We start from the raw sequence: 17,460 nt of genomic DNA on the forward strand, positions 1-17,460 counted from the left end.
GCTGGTGTGGGATACTCGCGATCTACCGCTCCGCTCGCAGTGGCATCCCGACGGCCCGAGGATCCGAGTGGAATTCGTGCGACAGTCGGGCGGAGAGAACGGGCGCATTACGCTGGTCATCCTCCCATCCGCAGAACAGGTGACGTCGTTGTGGGCGGAAATGGAATGCGCCGATCCTGCCGCTGCCAAGGAGGCTCTTCGTCTTCGGGAGGGAAAACCGCATCGGCACCACATTGGGCTGTGGGAGTGCGGCCATCCTGATCCCGGCTCGCTGCCCGGACTGACTGAATGGGCGGTTTCGCGCGAGATTGATGCCGTGGTCTGGACCGATCTTCCTCCGAAGTTTCAAGGACAGGACGGACGGGTTCCAACCCACGAGGAGGTCGTGGCATATCTTCAAGCTCTGCCGGACGAGCCTAAGGCGGTGGCGATCGAGTACATACAGAGGGCACCGAAGCAGATCGATACGGTCTATCGGCGCGAAATCGCAAGAGTGATGCCCGAGACCGTTGCTGGGTGACGGTTGCGCTCGGCCACCTCCATTGGATTCGCAAGTCTTGACCGGGGCGGGGGCGACGTCCGCCTTTCGAAAGGGCATTTCCAAGCTAAGGGAGGGAGGGCGGCTGAGCAAAAAGCAGGAGCTCGCCGTGAAGTACCTCGGCAATACGTGGATTTGGCAGCCCGCGTACAATGACGTCTCCGTCTTCGACGAACTTGTGCGGCTCCTGAAGGATCGCCAATACCTTGAGCATCAGGACATCGTCGGTTTCGAAGCCGCGAGACCATTTCTGACCAAACACATCGTTGCGCTGCTTCATGGCGTAAGGATCGTGATGAAGGACGGCACCGAGGGTGAATTGGTGGCGAAGCGTTCGCGAGCCGAGCGACTCCTTGGAGTGAAGATGTTGATGCCGGTGCACGATGTTGCGAAGCCTATCTCTCAGGATGTCTTTCTCTTCCATACATCGCTGGTAGCGGACGACCACTGCGACCCGGCGCTGCTTGCCATGGAGAGCTTGAAGCAGATACATCTCGATGTCCGGCAAGATGGATTACTCAGTGCCCTCGTATGATGACACATCTTCGAAGCGGTCGCGCCCAGGAGATGGGTCTCGACCGCCGTTGGCGCCGACGTTGCGAAGCCCCCCTTGCCGCCATATCGGCCATCCCGTTTCCCTCAACCCCGGAATGCCCCTTCCAAAATTGAATCCTGATCCGCAGGTTCCGTTGCAGCAGTGCATCGAGTTCCTGCCAGAGCCGCACGTACGGGATCGCTAGACGCCTCCAGGTTCAGCCGTCGAACAAGCGACACTGCACCGATAACGCGGGTAGTGATCTGAAAGGCCTGAATCCGGTGTTCTTCGCGCCGAATCCTTGTCGGCCTGCCCCTGTGGGATGACATCCGTCTCAGACATCCATAGATTGCGCCATCAATCCTGTGAGAGAATCGATGCGCCGCCGTACCCTGTTCAACAGAGCGAACCATCTGCTGGCCGTCCTCAACGTCGAGATACAGCAATCGACGTCCGTGGGCCTTACCGACCTCAACGTTCACGCGGAGACGTTCTATCGCGACCTCCTGAACGAGGTTTACGGCCACGGGCTTGAAAACATGAACCTTTACGCGAAGAACTTTCCTGCCATCGACCTTGCGAGCGATGCAAACCGCATCTGCTTCCAAGTCACATCGCAGGAGGGCGCGAAGAAGGTAAGGGACACGATCCTGGCCTTTGAGGCACACGGCCTCGCCGCCCGCTTTGACAGGCTTGTGATCGTCGTCCTGTCTGGAAGGGCAACCGGCCGCAAAGCAAAGTATCCGCCGACTGCCCTGTCCTTTGACCCCGCGAAGGACATCTGGGATACGCGTACACTGGCGAAGGCCTTCGAAGGGTTGCAGCCCAAGGAACTGGAGTCGCTGGTCAGGCTGCTCGAGGAAAACATTCAGGAGACCTCCGAAGCTTCTCTTCCCCGGGAATTGAGGACGCTGGTCACGATGCTTGAGTTTCTTTCCTCCGCCGCGGTGACAGACGTGCAGGAATTCCTGAGCGAACCGGACCCGGAGGGCAAGGTCTACAAGCGCTTCACCGAGCATTCTGCCTATCTGCTGGGCCGCTTCACCGATCTACACCCCGACTACGGCGAGCTTCTGCAGGATGTCCGGAAGTCGCAGGGATTGTCCGGTACGGACTACCGACGCATGAGCAACTATCTCCGAGGCAAGAGCGACCGCGTCCTCACTGCAAGGGGTGGCGATCCTGTGCTTGCCTTAGAGGACATGGTGGCCGAGTTCCGCGCTTTACTTGCCGCCGCCGGTGTGGACTATGATATAGGCGCGATCGAGTTCTTCCTCATTGATGAACTGATCCGTTGCAACGTCTTCCCGAACCGCAGGCCTGCCCATGCCTAGTCTCTTCCAGACCGAGGAGCAACTCGAAGCCTCCGCCCCTGTGCTGGGCTACCGGATACTGAAGCTGCTGAGGCATCGGAAGGTGTCTCGCATCAGTCTGTTCGACATCAGCGACCAGTTCGTCGAGGAAAAATGGTTTGACGCAAGACATCTCTACTTCGCGCTCCTTTTCCTGTTTTCCGTCGGCTTGATCGACCTAGTTGGATCGTACGTGGTCTTGCATGCTCAAGATTGACCGCCTCTACTCGGAGCCGCCTGTGTTCAAGCCGATCTCCTTTGGGAGCGGGCTGAATCTCATCCTTGGCGAGCGCGACGAATCCAGTTCGAAGAACAACGGCGTCGGCAAGTCGATCTGCATAGAGTTCCTAAACTTCGCTCTGCTGAAGAAGCGCTCGGAAAGCCGCGTTGCGCGAATCCCTGGCACTGTGCTCGATCCCTCAGTTAGCATCTGCGTGGATTTCACAGTCGCGGGTAGGAAATACACGCTCAAGCGCTCCCTTTACGAATCGGAGACGCCGGAGCTTGTCAGCCCTGACGGCGTAATCAAGTTCGCAAAGCTGGATGATGCCACCGCTCACATGGGGACAATCCTGTTTGCGGATGCTCCCGAGCAACACCCGACGTTCCGGGAGATCCTTGCGCCGCTCCTCCGTGACGAGCGCTCCGAGTTCAAGTCCATAGTCGGAAGCTTCGACACATCTTTGAGCCTTCCCGAGAACTACCGTCCTCATCTCTATTTCTTCGGGATCGACTTCTCGGCCTACGATGAGATCAAGAAGATCAACGCGAAGTCGACTGAGATCACGAAGGCGCGGAAGAACGTGCAGGAAGGCATGAACCTCAGCGAACGGAAACTCTCCGACGTTCGCTCCGACATCAATGCCCTGGAGGGCGACGTGCGTCGCATTGGCAAGGAAATTGAAGACCTCGAATCCAAGGCCGGCTTCGAAATCGTTCGGGACGAAATGCTCGAACTGGAGCACAGGATCGAAGAACTGCGTCGCCGCCGGGCAATCGTGAGCGCGACCATTCGCAAGATGCAGCCGATAACCGAACGCATCGAACTGGACGAAGAGGATATCCGCGACTTCTATGACAACTTGAAGCAAGGATTGGGCGAGTTCGTCTCCCGCGAGCTCTCCCAGGTGATTGAGTTTAAGGAGAAGATCGAGCGTTTCCAGAGGCATGTGCTGGAGGATCGGGCGCAGACGTTGCGCAAGGAGCGGGATGAGTTAGGTAAAGAGCTGGACGTGATGGATCGACGATACAAGGAGCTCCTCTCCGTTCTCGATCAGCAGGGAAACCTGAAGAACCTCCGACAGAGCTACGCGGCATTCAAGCTGAAGCGGGACGAACTTGGAACGCTGCAGTCCCTGGTCGAGCGCTACGACGTGCTGACACGCCAATTGCAGGATCTGAAGCGCGACCGCGAGAAGAAGCTCTCCGAACTCCAGCAGGCCATTCTTGACCAGGCGGATGTCATCCGTTCGTTCGAGGCAACAATTCTCGACATGCACGATTACGTACAAGGCAATCTCCGGGCTTCGTTCAACATCGAGGTCACGCCGAAGAAGCCGATAATCAACATCGACATGCGTATCGCCGAAGATGGCAGCCACAGCATCGACCGCGAGAAGGTGTTCATCTACGACTTCGGGCTCCTGACGAACGGAGAGACCTCCGAACGGCATCCGGGCCTCCTCGTCCATGATGGGATCTTCGAGGTGGACCAGGACACCCTTCGGAAAAACCTCCGTCACATCGAAGGCGAGCTGCGCAATGATGCGAGTCGGCAATACATCCTGACCCTCAATTCGGACCGGCTCGACGGCGAGACCGAGTTGGCGGAGCGCCTATCCAGCTTCGTTCGTGCCCGCTTCACAAAGGCTGAACGCTTTCTACAGGCGTCCTACCAGGAGAAGCGGTAGTCCAGCGGAAGCGCCCGCCGCGGATACCCTGCCGATCCCGTCGTCGCTCAGAGCTTGATGGCGATTGGAGAGGAGGAGAAGGAGTCCATTGGCGTGTTGGTGGTCGTCGATGTCACCACGAGACTTCTGTCGCAACATGTGGCTGGCCAGCCAATGTTGCTCGGTCAGAATGATCCTGGTCTGATGTCCACCGACGACAACGACGATCCTGGTTTTAATCACTGAAAAATGAATTAGGAAGCTTCGCTTGGTACTGCAGCAGCAGTGGTTTTAGGCTGGGACCGTAACGACGCGAGCTTCGTATCTTCTATGCAAGCGCGGGGTGGCTCCGATTGACCAAGGCCGCCCTCGCCGCCTCATCGGCCATCTCGTTTCCCGCGATCCCCGAGTGCCCCTTGCATAAATGAATCCTGACCTGTGGATTCCGCTCCAGAAATCTATCGAGTTCTCGCCAGAGCTCCACATCCGGGATCTGCCGACGTCTTTCATGTGAATTCGCCCTCACCCGCTTCCAGCCGTTGCCGCGCCAGATGTGCCGCCATCTGCTGCAGCCTTCGACCACGTGCGCGGAGTCTATCCAGATCACAGCGGCCGCCGTTGGCGCCTCGCGCTCGAGCCAGGATGCCGCCTGAACGACAGACAGGACTTCGAACGTGTTGTTGGAGGGGCCGGGCATCGTGCCAGAGGCCGTGTGGATCTGGCGGTCGTATTCAATGACCACGAAGGCCCAGCCTCCCGAGTGAGTGGCGGCATCGAAGGAGCCATCGACGTAGATGTGAAAGGTGCCGGTCATCGGAGGCAGGCTATCATCCGAATGGTGCTTCGCTCCACCCTTGATGCCGGCTGGTTCTTAAAAGCAAATGGGCGAAATCGTGAAGATGGGATTCGCCCGGGAGGAAGCATGGGATCTGATATGCAGCTTCTAGCGTGGCCTCTGGTTGGGGTTCGGTCCGCCTCTTGAGAAAAGGGACCACGGCCTCGCGAGAACTGGGAGCGTGCCAGGGCTGGGCCACGCTATGAGCATCAGGAATGGTCGCGACAGATGCCATTCGAGCTAGTGGTCAATTCGAAGGATCCTTCGGCGTCAACTGAGAGGGTTGGGCTTCAGTCTCATTGCGCCGATGGTAGGTCTCGGTCACAAAGTCGATAAAGGCGGCGGCAGCTCCGACTGCTAATCGCGCATGACGTGCCTCAAGACCTCGGTGGCGGCCGTCTCTTCCGTGGCCGGAACCGTAAAGTCCACGCAGCTCCGCCAAGTTCTGCGTCATCGCAGAGAGATTCTGGAGTATCAACCGGATTGCATTGGCTCCTTTGGCCTCGTCCGAAATGCCTTCGGGCACCAGCCTCAACTCCTTGGCAACCGCCTTCGTCAGCTTCGGGAGATCATCGGCTCGGGTAACGCTCACGCCGCGCTTCCCGAGAATGGTCTTGCAGCAGGTCTCGACAAGCTCCTTTGCCGTACCGATAGCGAGCGCGGGATCACGCTCAACGGCATTCTCCAGCCTTTCAATCTCCTTTTGCATCCATCCAGCGTCCAGCGCATCGGCAGCCGATCGCGCTCTAGTCACCGAACGATGACTCGAATTGTGGACCCGCCGACCTACGAACCTCGGCCGCCCCGCGATCTTCTCGTCTTCCACGAGATGCCATCCCTCCAGCCTGAGCTGGTCGTTCAGATGCTGGACAATCTTGAGGGCCTCGTTCCGGTCAGGCCGCACGACGGGATGCACCATCTCGGCGACGAACCGCAGAAACTGTTCTGCTGGGCACCCCAGCAGGTTGAAGCGGGCGTCGCTGTAAATCCAGTCGTCATCCCAGTCGTCAGGATTATTGACCCGGTGCTGCCATATGTCCCCTGCTGCGTCGCTGAAGCGATTGTCGCCAGATGGCAGCGACTTTAGCTCGAACAGCCTCTCGAGAAACTCGACCTCATCGAGCCTGCCGCTCCAGACGACCTTGTCGATCCTGAACCCGTCGAAGATGTTCTGTCGCGTTCTGCGTGAAAGACCTTCTCCCGAAACTCTCCACTCTGGCCGAGGCTTCACTTCGGGTACGATCTTGACGCTGTGCCATTCGTCCGTGAACTGCTCCAGCACTGCCTTCAGACGGTTTCCGATCTGCTCCTCAAGGCTTTCCCGGCTTGTTCCAAGCCCTGCATACGCTGCGGCATCCAGGCTCAGAAACACGGTCCATATTCGGGTGCCACCATTCCAGTTGTCATACCCTGTTTCCTCTATTCTCGGCGTTGAGGAACGCAAAACCGCGGCGGCTTCTTCCATTCCTTCCGTGCTCAGCAGAACGGCCGTCGTCGCTAGGTATTCGTCGAAACCTTGAGATGTATCTGTCATGTCACCGGAATCACGCTGGAAGGATGATCTGACTCTAGCGGATTATGAAAGCCTGCGCATCGCCATGCGCCATCGATGCGCGAGGCGGCCGAGCGGCTCCATTGCCCCAGCAGGTTGCGCCGACCAAGTATCCGTTCGATCATGGGCATGAACGGAGTTGCACGGTGATGAGATTTGAGAAACTTAGTCAGGACCGCCAAAATAAGATCGCCATGGACCTCGCCCTTAGCGCTGTAAGAACTGGGAGCCTGCCTGGGCTACGCAACGCTATCGGAATAAGCAAAGGTCTCGACAAATCGTATTCAACCGAGTGGGCGCAAATGGTACAGACCGAACGCGATTGGACATTGATCGAGGCAGAGCATGGGACTGGCGCAATGCTGAACTTGTCCCACCCGCTCATCGGAAGGATGACCGATCAGTCACGACGCTTCCGACTACCGGCGACTTCGGTCGAGCATGCCGAGCGGTACGCCCGAAATGAAGCTGATCCTCAAGGTCCGGGTTCTGCAGCAGATGCTGCAGCAAAGATGTCATCAATCGAGGAATACTGCTCGTAAATGTCGCCCAGAGTGAATGCCGCTGAGATCTCGTCGTATTCCCGGAATTCGACGTCCACTCTTGCGAGCTGTTCTTCCTGTTCAACCTGTTCGGCGGATAGGACTCGATCCATAAAAGCTTGAAGCGCCAATTCGGCCTTTGCCTCTGCATCTTCCGCGGTGAGCTTGGCAGATTCCAGGTAGAGATCCGTGAGTTCATCAATCTCCCGAATTTTATCCTCTAGCGCCTCCTTCGATTGTCGTTCCGCGAGAGCGCTCAGCTCCACGTTAAGTTGATGACGAAGGCCGCGGAGCGCAGCAACAAGCCCCTCGTATCCCTCGCCACCGACATGCTGTCCCCACGAAAGCTGAACCTCATAGCGAGTGGTTCGTCTCCACGCGTCGCTGGGAAGCGAAGGATCAATTGTAACGAGATGAGAAATACCGAGGTTGGACATGTGTCGACCTTGTTGGAGGAGATCCCCGACGTTCTACCGTCGAATTGTAAAGGTATTACTCACGGTCGATAGCAAGTGATTGGAACCTCCTCCGTGGTGTCGTGTAATCTGATATATACATGCAGAGGTACGCGCACGGAGACCACGGATGCCGCTATTCGATGAAAAAGAACGGACACGGTTGGCACCGATGCAGCCCGGAGAGAGAAACTTCGACTTCTACGATACTTCCGCGAGGCCACCATTTGTCGCCTATCGCGGCCTGCTGAATTCATGGATACAAAAATTTCCCGATGACGAGCGGCAGGAGCTTGTCACCAGGATGAGGATCGGCACCGATGTCCAGTACGAGCAGGCGTTAGCGGAAGTCATTGTCTTTACCGCACTGAACGCCCTCGGCTACTCCATTGAAGTTCACCCTCCGTGCCCGCACCCGACACGCAGACCGGACTTCCTCGCTAGAAATGAAGCTGGCGAACACATCGCTTATGTCGAAGTCACGTCGTTCGGTCCTGACGTAAAGACCGTGGCCGCAGATCAGCGAGAAGCCGTCATTTATAACGGTCTGGAGACCGTGGCTCTTCCACCTGGCTGGCTCCTTGGTTACAGCCTCGAGCAGCGTGGGGTTACAAGTCCAAGCGTTGCAAGCTTGAAAAAGGATGTCGAGGTTTGGGCGAAGGCAGTCTGTGGTGACGATCCCACCGAAGCCCCGCAGCGCGTGTTCGACGCACTCGACTGGAAGATCGAGCTCACACTTCACGGCGGTTTCAACAAGGAGAAGGTCTACGACCGCAAGATCGGTGCGGCGATGGTCGGAACGCGGGAAGTGGCTCCGGCCGACGATCTTAGGACTGCGCTAAATAGCAAGGCCAAGAGATACGGGATACAAGATACGCCGTTCGTCATCGTCGTTACGGACTGCAAAGGGTCCATAGTTTCCGGAGAGGACACGGAGGACACGCTCCTCGATGCCATGTTCGGCACACCGCGCGTTCTTGTCAGGCGATATTCCGACGGCAGCGAGGAAACAATTTACGAGCGAGCTCCCGACGGATTCTGGGGCACCTTAGAAAAACCGATGAACACCAACCTCAGCGCCGTCGTCGTATTTCCCGACCCAGGATTGTGGCGGCTCAGGGATCAGAGGTGGCAGCCTCAGATCATCTATAACCCATTTGCTCGTAATCCGATATCTACGAGCTTCCTGCCTCTGCCAGGCATCGAATTGAATCTCGATACTGGCGACCTTCGCAGGACGGACGAGGCTCTCCTTGCGGACGTACTCGATCTACCCGCGGAATGGCCGCCCGAGGACTGAGAACCTGCCTCATCCCCCAGCGGATGTCTCCGGCTACCTGCCCCGGCCTTTCATATAGTAAAACTTGGAATCGACTTCGCGGGATCCTGTCGCGATCATTTCAGGCATCAACCTTGCCCAGCCTCGTGTATGCTGCAAGTACGTCGGAATTCTTCATCGACAGCGACCAGAGGTGGTGCTGCTGACAACAGATCCTCCCAGGTGATCCCTCTCCGGTTCCGACGGGCGGTCTTGCGGGCATCCTTCGCGAGCTGGCCGAGAGGCTTCATTCCACAGTGGCGTTGAAAAGGTTCACATATCGGTTGTCCACGCGTCTCGCGGTATCATCCGCAAATTTTCTGGAAGCGGATCTACCTGCGGCATGGCACCTACCGCTTCCCCTTGAACTCAAGCACTTTCCCGCCCTCGGACAGATAGGCATCCCTGTTCTCCGGCCGGACGACCTTCGGCGGGATCCAGCGCGTCACCATCGGCCTCCCCGCCGCACCCTCGTCATCCACGATCCATCGTCCTGGGAACAGGGTCGTATTCGACCAGTCGATGTTCCAGTCGACCTCGTCGCACCCACATTCGTAGATTTCGGTGCGTTTCGTTCCGGACGTCTCCACTCGAAAGGTAGACATCGTACCCTGAATGTCTGGTCGCGACCGCGATAGATAAAGCATCGCGTTGGTCGCCAACCGGGCCAGATGCCAGAGGCTGGCCTTCTTCGCGAGCGCCTTGTCGCCGATGATGTTGAGCGTCTTGTAGTTCAGTGTCGCGATATCGGCATCCTCGGGTATCGTGAATGCGATGAAGCGGTTGAAGTTTGCCAGCGTGTGCGAGGGCATGTGGTGTTCGCGCTGATCCCACTCGGGATAGTTCGTTACGAAGGTCAGCATCCAACCGCGAACCGGGCTGTCGGTGTGGGTGATATAGAAGCCTTCGATCAGGGATGCCGGGTTTCCCCGGTCGTATTCGAGGGTCTCGCCGACATGGACGTAGATGCCTGTTCTGAATGGGAAAACGTTCTTGAGGCTGATGCCGTCTGACCAGGTCGCCTCCAGATGTGGCCCGAGGGTCGCCATATCAAAGATGATGCCGCCGTTCTCGAGGTGATGGCGCCTTATTTGGCTGAGGTGAAATCGGGCTCTCTCACCGTCCTTGCGACGGTCCGCATATTCGAGCTTCCTATATAGCTCCTCAACGGAAGCGTCGCTCACATCCAAACCAGCCGTTACCTGCTCTGCTCGTATCCGCTGCCGGAGATTGGTCCGCTGGACCTCGCTCAAACCGAACCAGGCATCGTATCGAAGCGGGTGATACCAAACTGGAAGCCCATCTATCTCGTACCCCTTTGCACCTATGCCATCGCCGTCTGTCACGGGTTGTCGCCTCGCTGAATCACTCTAGGTGAAGCTATCCCGGAAGATGAAGGGCGCCAATGGACCGGCATCATTAATACCGGTCTCCCCTTGACAAATCGAACAAACCAGGAACATATGCATCCGCGCCCGAGAGGCGGCACCGATCCATGATGGAGGCGGATATGATGATGCGAATACGAATAGGTCGCCGCTGACGGCGTGTTGAATCCTGTCGCAGGGCGCGGTTTCCACTGCGCTGCGCCGTCCCTCGCAAGCCCCCTTTCGAATCCTTCCAGAGCACGTTTCGAGCCATCGGCGCTCGCTATCGCACGGCTGCAAGTAAAGTCGGCTTTTGCTTGGGTCGAAGGATTCGAATTTCTGGAAGATTCTTCAAGGTTACTTCCGGCAAGGATTTTCCGATGGATTCGTTCCGGAGTCCTTGGGGCTAGAAACGCGTCATCTGCGACGACCGAAATCGAATAGCCCAGCGATATCAGAAAGTTCTCAAGGATTCGGCATCTGGGAGGGGGCTTCACTATTCCTCTTTCTTGTGGTCCGCTGTGTCCGTCGAATGGCTGCGGCCACTAGACAGAGCAGGCATCCAGATCAACCCATTCAACACGCTGCCGGAAACGATACGGGGCGTGAACGGAGAAGCTTTGCCATGCGGAACAAGAAACAGAAGAGACAGCATATCCACGAAGAGATGACGATGGCCGAACTCGAAGAGTGGTTTCTCGTCGAGTTCGAGAAGGTGCGGAAGCAACAATCCCGCGGTGTAGAGGCCGCGGCCGTCCCTGAACCGAAGTCATCCTTCACCATAATACCTACCGACGACATCTAGCTCGCGGCGCCTGCGCCGCACCCAACACCCCCACAATTCCAAACTCAGAAACGCGCCAACCGATGAGCGCGAATGGAGACACTATGCCTACGACACAGATGAAATCTCGTGAAAATGCGATCGACGACATGTGGCGCACGATTTTCGGACCAAAGCATGAACCTAAGCGCGAGTTCAAGAAGAGGGCTCGGCATACGACGATCGTCGTCAACCATCCGACCCCTAAGGCCGCCAGAAAAGGCATGATCCGAGCACGCCTGCCGCTCATGGCGGATGGACTGACTCATATCGACGTAACACCCGAGATCATCCGCGTCGCCGAGTATCCACTGGAGGTGACGTACGAGTTCAGACGAAGCAACGGGCAACTGGCAACCCGCACTCATGTCCCTGATCTGGCTCTTGTCGACATCAGCGGACGGGTGATCGTGATCGACTATGAGCCTATCAACATCCAGAAACGCCGACGTAAGCCTGTTCTCAAGCGGCGCAAAGAAGCGATCGCGGCGGCACTTCTCGAGCTGGATGCCACGTATGTCTGGCACGACGAGTCCTCAATCCATCTGCAACCCCGGTGGCACAACGTCTGCGAGATCTGGAAACACATGCAGCAGAAGGGGCAGCATCCTGGCATCGTGGAGATCCGGAAGCTGATCCTTTTGGGGAACCTTCCGGCTTCGATCGGTCAGCTCATGCGCCGCTTGCCACAGAACGCAATGGCCTCCCGCTTTCCTGACGAGCCACCCCAAGCGGCGAAGATCATGCGTGACGTGAATCCCGTCTACACAGCCGTCCTTCAGCTAGCCGCTGTGGGGAAAGTCCGCCTCGACCATTCCCTCCCCCTCTCGATCAACTCGATCGTAACCAGAAAGGCTTGAGCCATGTCTAATGAAATCGAAATTCCGATGGGTCTACGTGAAATCCAGACGATCGACGAACTCGATATCCACCAGATCCCGGAAGGATCTGGATCCGCTACCGAACAGACCTTCGACATCAGGGATCGAACGCGCATCATGATCCTGGACGAGGACAAAAGAAAGTTCGGTCTTTTTCTCACGAACGGCTACGTTCCGACCACAACCTCATCGAAGAAGATGCTGCATCTTGTCCACACGGGGTCCAGTCAATCGCTCCTGCTTTCGGACTGGAAGATCGCCCACCTGCAATCCGAGCGTCGTATCAGGCCGCTGACGGAAGACCCGACGAAGAACTTGCCCGGCGCCTCTCTGAGCTATTCCGACGACGACATCGCGTTTTCCAATTGGAAGACGCGGATGATCGACGCAATTCTCGAGGAGGAGGTTCGACGAGGTCGGAGGCTCAAATGGCCACAGATGCAGGTATTGATGGAAAATATCTCGGCTGAAATTGGACGGCCGCCTCTCGGACGCTCGCAGACCTTTGAACGGTTGAAGGCTGATCGGGAAGGTAGCCAGTTCGATCGGCTGCTGAACCAGATGCCAAAGAAGAGGGTCGGCAACCGCACAAAGCGCTTTCATGCCGAACTCTACGATCTCGTCCGGGAAGCGGTGTTCACAACCATCGCCGCGCTCGGAACCTGGAAGATGGTGAGGTCCGAGATCAAACGTCTCGTAAAGACCGGAGAGAAGTACCAACACCTCAGGAAGTTCGTCGTCGATGTCGACGGTCACTTCCTGCTTAAGCAGGGCTTCCTGTCACGGACCATCAAGGGATGCAATCACTACATCAAAGACCTCCTCGTCTATGGCCCAGATTATGCCCAGAGGGTTCATGCTGACTACCTGCGGCAGATCCGGGCGACGGCCCCTTTGGAACGGGTGGATGTCGATTTTGCTCAGGCCCCGATCATCATCATCGATGACGAACTCGACATCGCTTTCGGCAAGCCATGGCTCTGCCTTCTGCGCGACCGCTTCACAGGCATCCCGCTGGGGTGGTCGGTCGGTTTCGGGAATCCTTCATTCACCCTATTCCTTGAAGCCCTGCAGCACGCGATCTTCGAGAAAACCGATCTGCCGGACGGCATGGAGTATGAATTCGGAGGTTTCCCGTTCGCGCTCGGCGTGGATAACGAGCAGCCCCTTATCCAGAAGGATGCCGAGAACGCGGCCCGTCAGATCGGTTACAAGCTTGTCGAGTACCGCCCGGGTTCGCCATGGATGAAGGGCGCGTTGGAACGATTGTTCCGGATCCTCGGAGACAACTTCGTGCATTCGCTATCGGGGGCTACGACCTCCTCGCCTGCGGAGCGGAAGAAGTACGACAAGGAAAAGGAAAAGGCGATGCCTATCTTGAAGTTCAGCGAGTTCCGCGGCTTCCTGGCTCACTACTTCTGCAACATCCACGTCTTCGAACCCAGGGTGGGACTCGGCGAAACCAACGCTGTCGAGGCCGTTCCGGCAGACCTTTGGCGTGAGGGAATTCGGAAGGCGCCGCGGCGACCACTGATCGACAGGGATATCTTCGCTCGCCTCGCCGGTCTCTCGACCATGGTGACTATCCAGTTGGACGGTGTTCGGAAGGACTTCATCCACTACTCCAGCCCCGAACTGATGCTGGTCAGAACGAACCCGAAGCATTTCAAGGGCAAGAAGTATCGGCTGGTCCGTAACCCTAATGACGTCGGCCATGTCTGGCTCGAGGATCCGTACAGGAACAAGATGATCGAGCTCGTCGCTCAGGGCGCTGGCGCTAAGTACGCGCCTGGACTGCGCTTGTTCCAACATCGGCGGATCATGGACTTCCGTCGCGAGCAGAACAAGAAGCTGAAAAGCGCTCTCGACCTCATCGAGGCCCAGGATGCTCTTGCGCAGGAAATCCTCGATCTCAAGCGTAGCCGCCGGAAGTACGAGATTGCGCGCAAGCTGGCCCAATTCTTCGAAAGCCAGGTCGGCAAGTTCGGTGCATCACGGATCATCGACATGTCCACTCTCACCAGCGGCGCTGATCTCATGGATCTTGCGAATCCGGAAACAGTCCGGCCGAAGCCTCTGAAATCCTCACGTGCAAAAGCGATCCTTCCGGCGGCTATGGGGATTCCGGCTAACGCAGCAGTTCCGGCGGATGTCGTGGTCACCGACCATGATGATGACGCCGATGGCTATGACGTGTGAGGGAGGCCGAGATGAACTTTGACATTCCTCAGTTCCATAAGACCGCGTTCGAAACCGCGGAGGCTCGCCGGGAGGCGAGCCTCCTTCCCGACATCGAACGGGAAGACATGGTTCGGCATCTTCTAGTTCCGTTTGCTCCATACGAAGAGGCTGTTGCATTCATCGGCAAGCGACATCGCCCGAACCCTAGAGGCGGCCATTCCCGCGGCCGGGTTATTGGGATGCTGGGCGAGATCAGGGCGGGCAAGAGCTACGCCTGCCAGTCCTATACATCCCTCTATCCAGTGGAGATCACAGAGACGGGCAAGCGGTTCCCGGTGGTCTACGTTCCGGTGGGTGCAAAACCGACCATTAAGTCCGTGACGAATACTCTCCAGCGTGCCGCCGGAGCAGTTTCCGTGAGTTATCACAACATGGACGATGCCAAGGATGCATCGATCGACAGGCTGGTGCGCGGTGAAACGGAGCTTGTGATCTTCGATGATGCACAGTTCATGCTTTACCACCGTCTCGCAAATGATTTCTTCGACTTCATCAAGCGTATCATTGACACCGGAAGAATGAACGTCGTCCTCAGCGGCGAGAAATCAATTCACGAATACATGCAGCAGAATGGACATCTCTTACGCCGAGGCGCGTTCCCCAAGCACCTCGTGAAGCCGATCCAGAGCAATGGCAAATCGTTCTGGAACATGATGAATTCGATTGATAAACGCCTGCCCTTCCGACGTCCGTCCGTCCTGACAGCCGAATGCGTAGTCGCGGATTTCTGGAGGATCTCCAACGGGGTCATCGGCTTAGTCATGAACATCGTGGTCGATGCGGCAATCATGGCGATCGCGGATGGGTCAGACACGATCGAGCTCAGGCACCTCAGGGCCGAGGCGGAGGACCGCTTTCAGGAGGACACCTACAGGTATTTCACCAAGCTGGCTCCTGAAGGAAAGGAGGGCGCATCATGCACGACCGCATGAGAGATCCATTCAGCTTCTATTCGGAACCCCGTGATGCAGAGCCTGCGCATGGCTATGTCCTCCGCCGCATTGGGGAGGAGTTCCATAAGTCGGCCAACGTCTACCTCGACAGGGTGATGGACGAGCGGACTGGATCCATCTACTCGAGATCGGCGAAGCTCGTCCGGAACATGCCAATGCCCGAGGAAGCGAGAACTCGAATTCTTCGCTGCACGCCTGTAAGGTCGCGCGACTTCGTGATGCTGAGTGGACAGCGTCTGATGCACCATAATCTCAGCATCACGTTTAGGAGGTTTTGCCCGGCCTGCATCGAAGAGTCTCCACATCATCGCATGTGGTGGGACCTCGCCTGTTTCCAGCACTGTCCGCTTCACCGCTCTGGTCTCGTCAGGAAGAACTCACGCGGTCGGCATCACGTATGGTCTTGGCCACTTCTCGCGGTGGATCGATATGGAGTCGAGTGCGGACAGTTCAGCAAGCGGAACGTCGACACGGAATCCTTTGAATACTACATCATGCAGCGACTGGGCTGGGCAGCCGAACTTGCCCGACCACTGCTCGATGACATTCCGCTGGACCGGGTAATCGACCACTCCGCAATCCTCGGACGTGTCGTTTCCAACAGTTACTCATTGACGGCGCCGCGCGCGCGGGACCGTGATTGGAGTTCCGGATTCGACCTACTCAAAGGGGAGATGTCTGAATTGCAGCTAGGTCTCGAGACGTGGTTGTTGAAGAATACCGATCAGGCGCTTCGAAACCAAGGCGCCGTCGCCTTCGGTTGGATCGGGCGTGGCGGCCGAAACCGTGAGATTGGCCAATTGATTGACCGCGCCATGAAAACCGTCTTGGTAGGAAACGGCCGGTTGAAGCGTTCAGCCACCCGCGGCCTCGAAGCGAAGCGCCGAGAGCAGAGCTTGGTAGAGCTCTGTGAGCGTCACGAGCTTCCAAAGCTTGCTATGAAGCACATCCTCAGGTCTATCGATATGCCGTTGGCGCGTGGTCGCATTAGCTACTTCGATATGGATCAGGTCGCTGAAATCGACAGCTTCGTGAAGGACCTGATCTCGCCGCAAGTAGTTGCAAAAATTCTTGGTTGCACCCGGCGTGTAGTCAGCGGGCTGATCGAGAACGGCCGGCTTCGAGGATATGCCCTCACCGGACACGGCCAGGGGACGAAAGGACTTGTTCCGAAGGCCGATGTCGACGCACTTCTGAGAAGTTTTGAATCCCTGCCCATGAGTGGCGAAACCCATTCGGTTTATACTGTCGGAACGTTTTCGCAGAGGGAAGGAAGCGAGACCCACGATGTCGTCGAACGAGTGCTCAGCGGTGCTCTCACGCTGGCAAACATTGTACCCGGACGGATTGGAGTTGCGGGATGGCGACTTCATATCCGGGATCTCGCGAAGCCGCAGCGCCGTCGACCGCGATGGCACAAGCCGCCGCCCGACTGCATGACTGTGACAGAAGCCGCCGTGACGACCTCCATCCATCCGACTACGCTCTCATACGTGACCAAGCTGGGCTTCATCCGCCACTCGCGACAAAATCCTCCTTGGCTCGATCGCGAGTCCGTGGAAATCTTCCACCGCAAGCACGCGAAGCTGTCGCTGTTCCACCGCGAACTCGGAACGTCCGTGCGAAATGTCAAGCCGATCGCGAGAGACCTTGGTGTACCGCTGCTTTTCGATACGCAGGGATCGCGGTATGAACCGATCGTCGCTCGCGCCGATATCGAACGCCTCGTTGGCAAGCACATTCCGGCATCTCCGGCTGCCCAGGATGTCTGGACAAGGTTCAAGCTTGCGTATGAGCAAGGCTACAGTGCCTTCCATATGCCCATGGAGATCGCTACTTGGCCCCAACAAATCTACCTTGCGAGCAGAAGGGCCTCCTTTTCCTTCGTTGCCGATGAAGATCGCGTCTTGGTGACGAAGACGTTCTCTCCAAACAGTCGGCGGGAGTGGCCGGCATTTGACGGCAATCGCGAACTTTTTGTCCATGCACTGAAAGGCTTCACATGGTCCATGGATGGGGTGACAGAAATTGCTTCGTTCAGCATGCAAACTGATGACGACATAAAGGTCGTTCGTTTCGCACTTGATGCCGTTCACTGGCATATCCGGAAGCTCATTCCGATACAGGAGGGACGCTGGTTGAAAAGAGACATCAAGCGTTGCAAATCCTAGATATCCAG

Annotated in this window: 17 protein-coding genes; 12 read left to right on the forward strand and 5 right to left on the reverse strand. The window is 57.2% G+C overall.

Annotated features, from left to right (window positions below; translation table 11 throughout):
- Positions 1 to 67 precede the first annotated feature (67 nt).
- The gene (locus QE432_RS10515) at positions 68 to 520 is read left to right on the forward strand and encodes a hypothetical protein (RefSeq protein ID WP_306624148.1); all 453 of its coding nucleotides are present in this window, start codon (positions 68 to 70) and stop codon (positions 518 to 520) included.
- Between the two features lie 127 nt (positions 521 to 647).
- Complete coding sequence (locus QE432_RS10520; RefSeq protein WP_306624150.1) at positions 648 to 1,073, forward strand: hypothetical protein; 426 nt, start codon at positions 648 to 650, stop codon at positions 1,071 to 1,073.
- Here the strand turns inward: QE432_RS10520 and QE432_RS26650 are convergent.
- Positions 1,057 to 1,263: an RNase H family protein gene (locus QE432_RS26650; protein ID WP_373465126.1), complete on the reverse strand. Its 207-nt coding sequence runs from the start codon at positions 1,261 to 1,263 to the stop codon at positions 1,057 to 1,059. The genes QE432_RS10520 and QE432_RS26650 overlap by 17 nt on opposite strands.
- Before the next feature lie 187 nt (positions 1,264 to 1,450).
- Here QE432_RS26650 and QE432_RS10525 point away from each other — a divergent pair, with 187 nt between their 5' ends.
- From QE432_RS10525 to QE432_RS10540, 4 genes are read left to right on the forward strand one after another with little or no spacing between them, the layout of a single operon-like run.
- Entirely contained in the window at positions 1,451 to 2,407 is a 957-nt protein-coding gene (locus QE432_RS10525; RefSeq protein WP_306624152.1) for an SMEK domain-containing protein, read from the forward strand.
- Complete coding sequence (locus tag QE432_RS10530) at positions 2,400 to 2,642, forward strand: hypothetical protein (RefSeq protein WP_306624154.1); 243 nt, start codon at positions 2,400 to 2,402, stop codon at positions 2,640 to 2,642. Before QE432_RS10525 ends, QE432_RS10530 begins: the two co-directional genes overlap by 8 nt.
- Positions 2,629 to 4,335: a DUF2326 domain-containing protein gene (locus tag QE432_RS10535; protein WP_306624156.1), complete on the forward strand. Its 1,707-nt coding sequence runs from the start codon at positions 2,629 to 2,631 to the stop codon at positions 4,333 to 4,335. Before QE432_RS10530 ends, QE432_RS10535 begins: the two co-directional genes overlap by 14 nt.
- Positions 4,336 to 4,392: 57 nt before the next feature.
- The gene (locus QE432_RS10540; RefSeq protein WP_306624158.1) at positions 4,393 to 4,560 is read left to right on the forward strand and encodes a hypothetical protein; all 168 of its coding nucleotides are present in this window, start codon (positions 4,393 to 4,395) and stop codon (positions 4,558 to 4,560) included.
- A gap of 82 nt (positions 4,561 to 4,642) precedes the next feature.
- On the opposite strand, the gene QE432_RS10545 is transcribed toward QE432_RS10540, so the two are convergent.
- The 3 genes from QE432_RS10545 to QE432_RS10555 all read right to left on the reverse strand — a co-directional run bounded on the left by QE432_RS10545 (position 4,643) and on the right by QE432_RS10555 (position 7,680).
- Entirely contained in the window at positions 4,643 to 5,128 is a 486-nt protein-coding gene (locus QE432_RS10545; RefSeq protein ID WP_306624160.1) for a ribonuclease H family protein, read from the reverse strand.
- A 268-nt stretch (positions 5,129 to 5,396) separates the two neighbouring features.
- Complete coding sequence (locus QE432_RS10550; protein WP_306624162.1) at positions 5,397 to 6,683, reverse strand: abortive infection family protein; 1,287 nt, start codon at positions 6,681 to 6,683, stop codon at positions 5,397 to 5,399.
- Positions 6,684 to 7,176: 493 nt separating this feature from the next.
- A complete protein-coding gene (locus QE432_RS10555; RefSeq protein WP_306624164.1) occupies positions 7,177 to 7,680 on the reverse strand; it encodes a hypothetical protein in 504 nt (167 codons plus the stop codon).
- Between the two features lie 148 nt (positions 7,681 to 7,828).
- On the opposite strand from QE432_RS10555, the gene QE432_RS10560 reads away from it, so the two are divergent.
- Positions 7,829 to 8,998 (forward strand): hypothetical protein, encoded by a 1,170-nt coding sequence (locus QE432_RS10560; protein WP_306624166.1) that lies wholly within the window; start codon positions 7,829 to 7,831, stop codon positions 8,996 to 8,998.
- 368 nt (positions 8,999 to 9,366) lie between these two features.
- On the opposite strand, the gene QE432_RS10565 is transcribed toward QE432_RS10560, so the two are convergent.
- A complete protein-coding gene (locus QE432_RS10565) occupies positions 9,367 to 10,362 on the reverse strand; it encodes a hypothetical protein (RefSeq protein WP_306624168.1) in 996 nt (331 codons plus the stop codon).
- A gap of 646 nt (positions 10,363 to 11,008) precedes the next feature.
- On the opposite strand from QE432_RS10565, the gene QE432_RS10570 reads away from it, so the two are divergent.
- The 5 genes from QE432_RS10570 (at position 11,009) to QE432_RS10590 (ending at position 17,452) form a co-directional block, all read left to right on the forward strand.
- A complete protein-coding gene (locus QE432_RS10570) occupies positions 11,009 to 11,188 on the forward strand; it encodes a hypothetical protein (protein ID WP_306624170.1) in 180 nt (59 codons plus the stop codon).
- Between the two features lie 83 nt (positions 11,189 to 11,271).
- The gene (locus QE432_RS10575; protein WP_306624172.1) at positions 11,272 to 12,066 is read left to right on the forward strand and encodes a hypothetical protein; all 795 of its coding nucleotides are present in this window, start codon (positions 11,272 to 11,274) and stop codon (positions 12,064 to 12,066) included.
- Positions 12,067 to 12,069: 3 nt separating this feature from the next.
- Entirely contained in the window at positions 12,070 to 14,286 is a 2,217-nt protein-coding gene (locus tag QE432_RS10580) for a hypothetical protein (protein WP_306624174.1), read from the forward strand.
- Positions 14,287 to 14,297: 11 nt separating this feature from the next.
- Entirely contained in the window at positions 14,298 to 15,260 is a 963-nt protein-coding gene (locus QE432_RS10585) for a TniB family NTP-binding protein (protein WP_306624176.1), read from the forward strand.
- Positions 15,245 to 17,452, forward strand: a complete 2,208-nt coding sequence (locus tag QE432_RS10590; RefSeq protein ID WP_306624178.1) for a TniQ family protein — start codon at positions 15,245 to 15,247, stop codon at positions 17,450 to 17,452. Before QE432_RS10585 ends, QE432_RS10590 begins: the two co-directional genes overlap by 16 nt.
- The last annotated feature ends 8 nt before the right edge of the window (positions 17,453 to 17,460 follow it).

It is taken from the genome of Agrobacterium sp. SORGH_AS_0745, assembly GCF_030818995.1.
Lineage (GTDB): Bacteria > Pseudomonadota > Alphaproteobacteria > Rhizobiales > Rhizobiaceae > Agrobacterium > Agrobacterium tumefaciens.

What these genes read in the sequence shown, in the direction of transcription:
- QE432_RS10525 (WP_306624152.1), top strand. Translation starts at nt 1,451, where the DNA reads ATGCGCCGCCGTACCCTGTTCAACAGAGCGAACCATCTGCTGGCCGTC.
- QE432_RS10530 (WP_306624154.1), top strand. Translation starts at nt 2,400, where the DNA reads ATGCCTAGTCTCTTCCAGACCGAGGAGCAACTCGAAGCCTCCGCCCCT.
- QE432_RS10535 (WP_306624156.1), top strand. Translation starts at nt 2,629, where the DNA reads ATGCTCAAGATTGACCGCCTCTACTCGGAGCCGCCTGTGTTCAAGCCG.
- QE432_RS10540 (WP_306624158.1), top strand. Translation starts at nt 4,393, where the DNA reads ATGGCGATTGGAGAGGAGGAGAAGGAGTCCATTGGCGTGTTGGTGGTC.
- QE432_RS10545 (WP_306624160.1), bottom strand. Translation starts at nt 5,128, where the DNA reads ATGACCGGCACCTTTCACATCTACGTCGATGGCTCCTTCGATGCCGCC.
- QE432_RS10550 (WP_306624162.1), bottom strand. Translation starts at nt 6,683, where the DNA reads ATGACAGATACATCTCAAGGTTTCGACGAATACCTAGCGACGACGGCC.
- QE432_RS10555 (WP_306624164.1), bottom strand. Translation starts at nt 7,680, where the DNA reads ATGTCCAACCTCGGTATTTCTCATCTCGTTACAATTGATCCTTCGCTT.
- QE432_RS10560 (WP_306624166.1), top strand. Translation starts at nt 7,829, where the DNA reads ATGCCGCTATTCGATGAAAAAGAACGGACACGGTTGGCACCGATGCAG.
- QE432_RS10570 (WP_306624170.1), top strand. Translation starts at nt 11,009, where the DNA reads ATGCGGAACAAGAAACAGAAGAGACAGCATATCCACGAAGAGATGACG.
- QE432_RS10575 (WP_306624172.1), top strand. Translation starts at nt 11,272, where the DNA reads ATGCCTACGACACAGATGAAATCTCGTGAAAATGCGATCGACGACATG.
- QE432_RS10580 (WP_306624174.1), top strand. Translation starts at nt 12,070, where the DNA reads ATGTCTAATGAAATCGAAATTCCGATGGGTCTACGTGAAATCCAGACG.
- QE432_RS10585 (WP_306624176.1), top strand. Translation starts at nt 14,298, where the DNA reads ATGAACTTTGACATTCCTCAGTTCCATAAGACCGCGTTCGAAACCGCG.
- QE432_RS10590 (WP_306624178.1), top strand. Translation starts at nt 15,245, where the DNA reads ATGCACGACCGCATGAGAGATCCATTCAGCTTCTATTCGGAACCCCGT.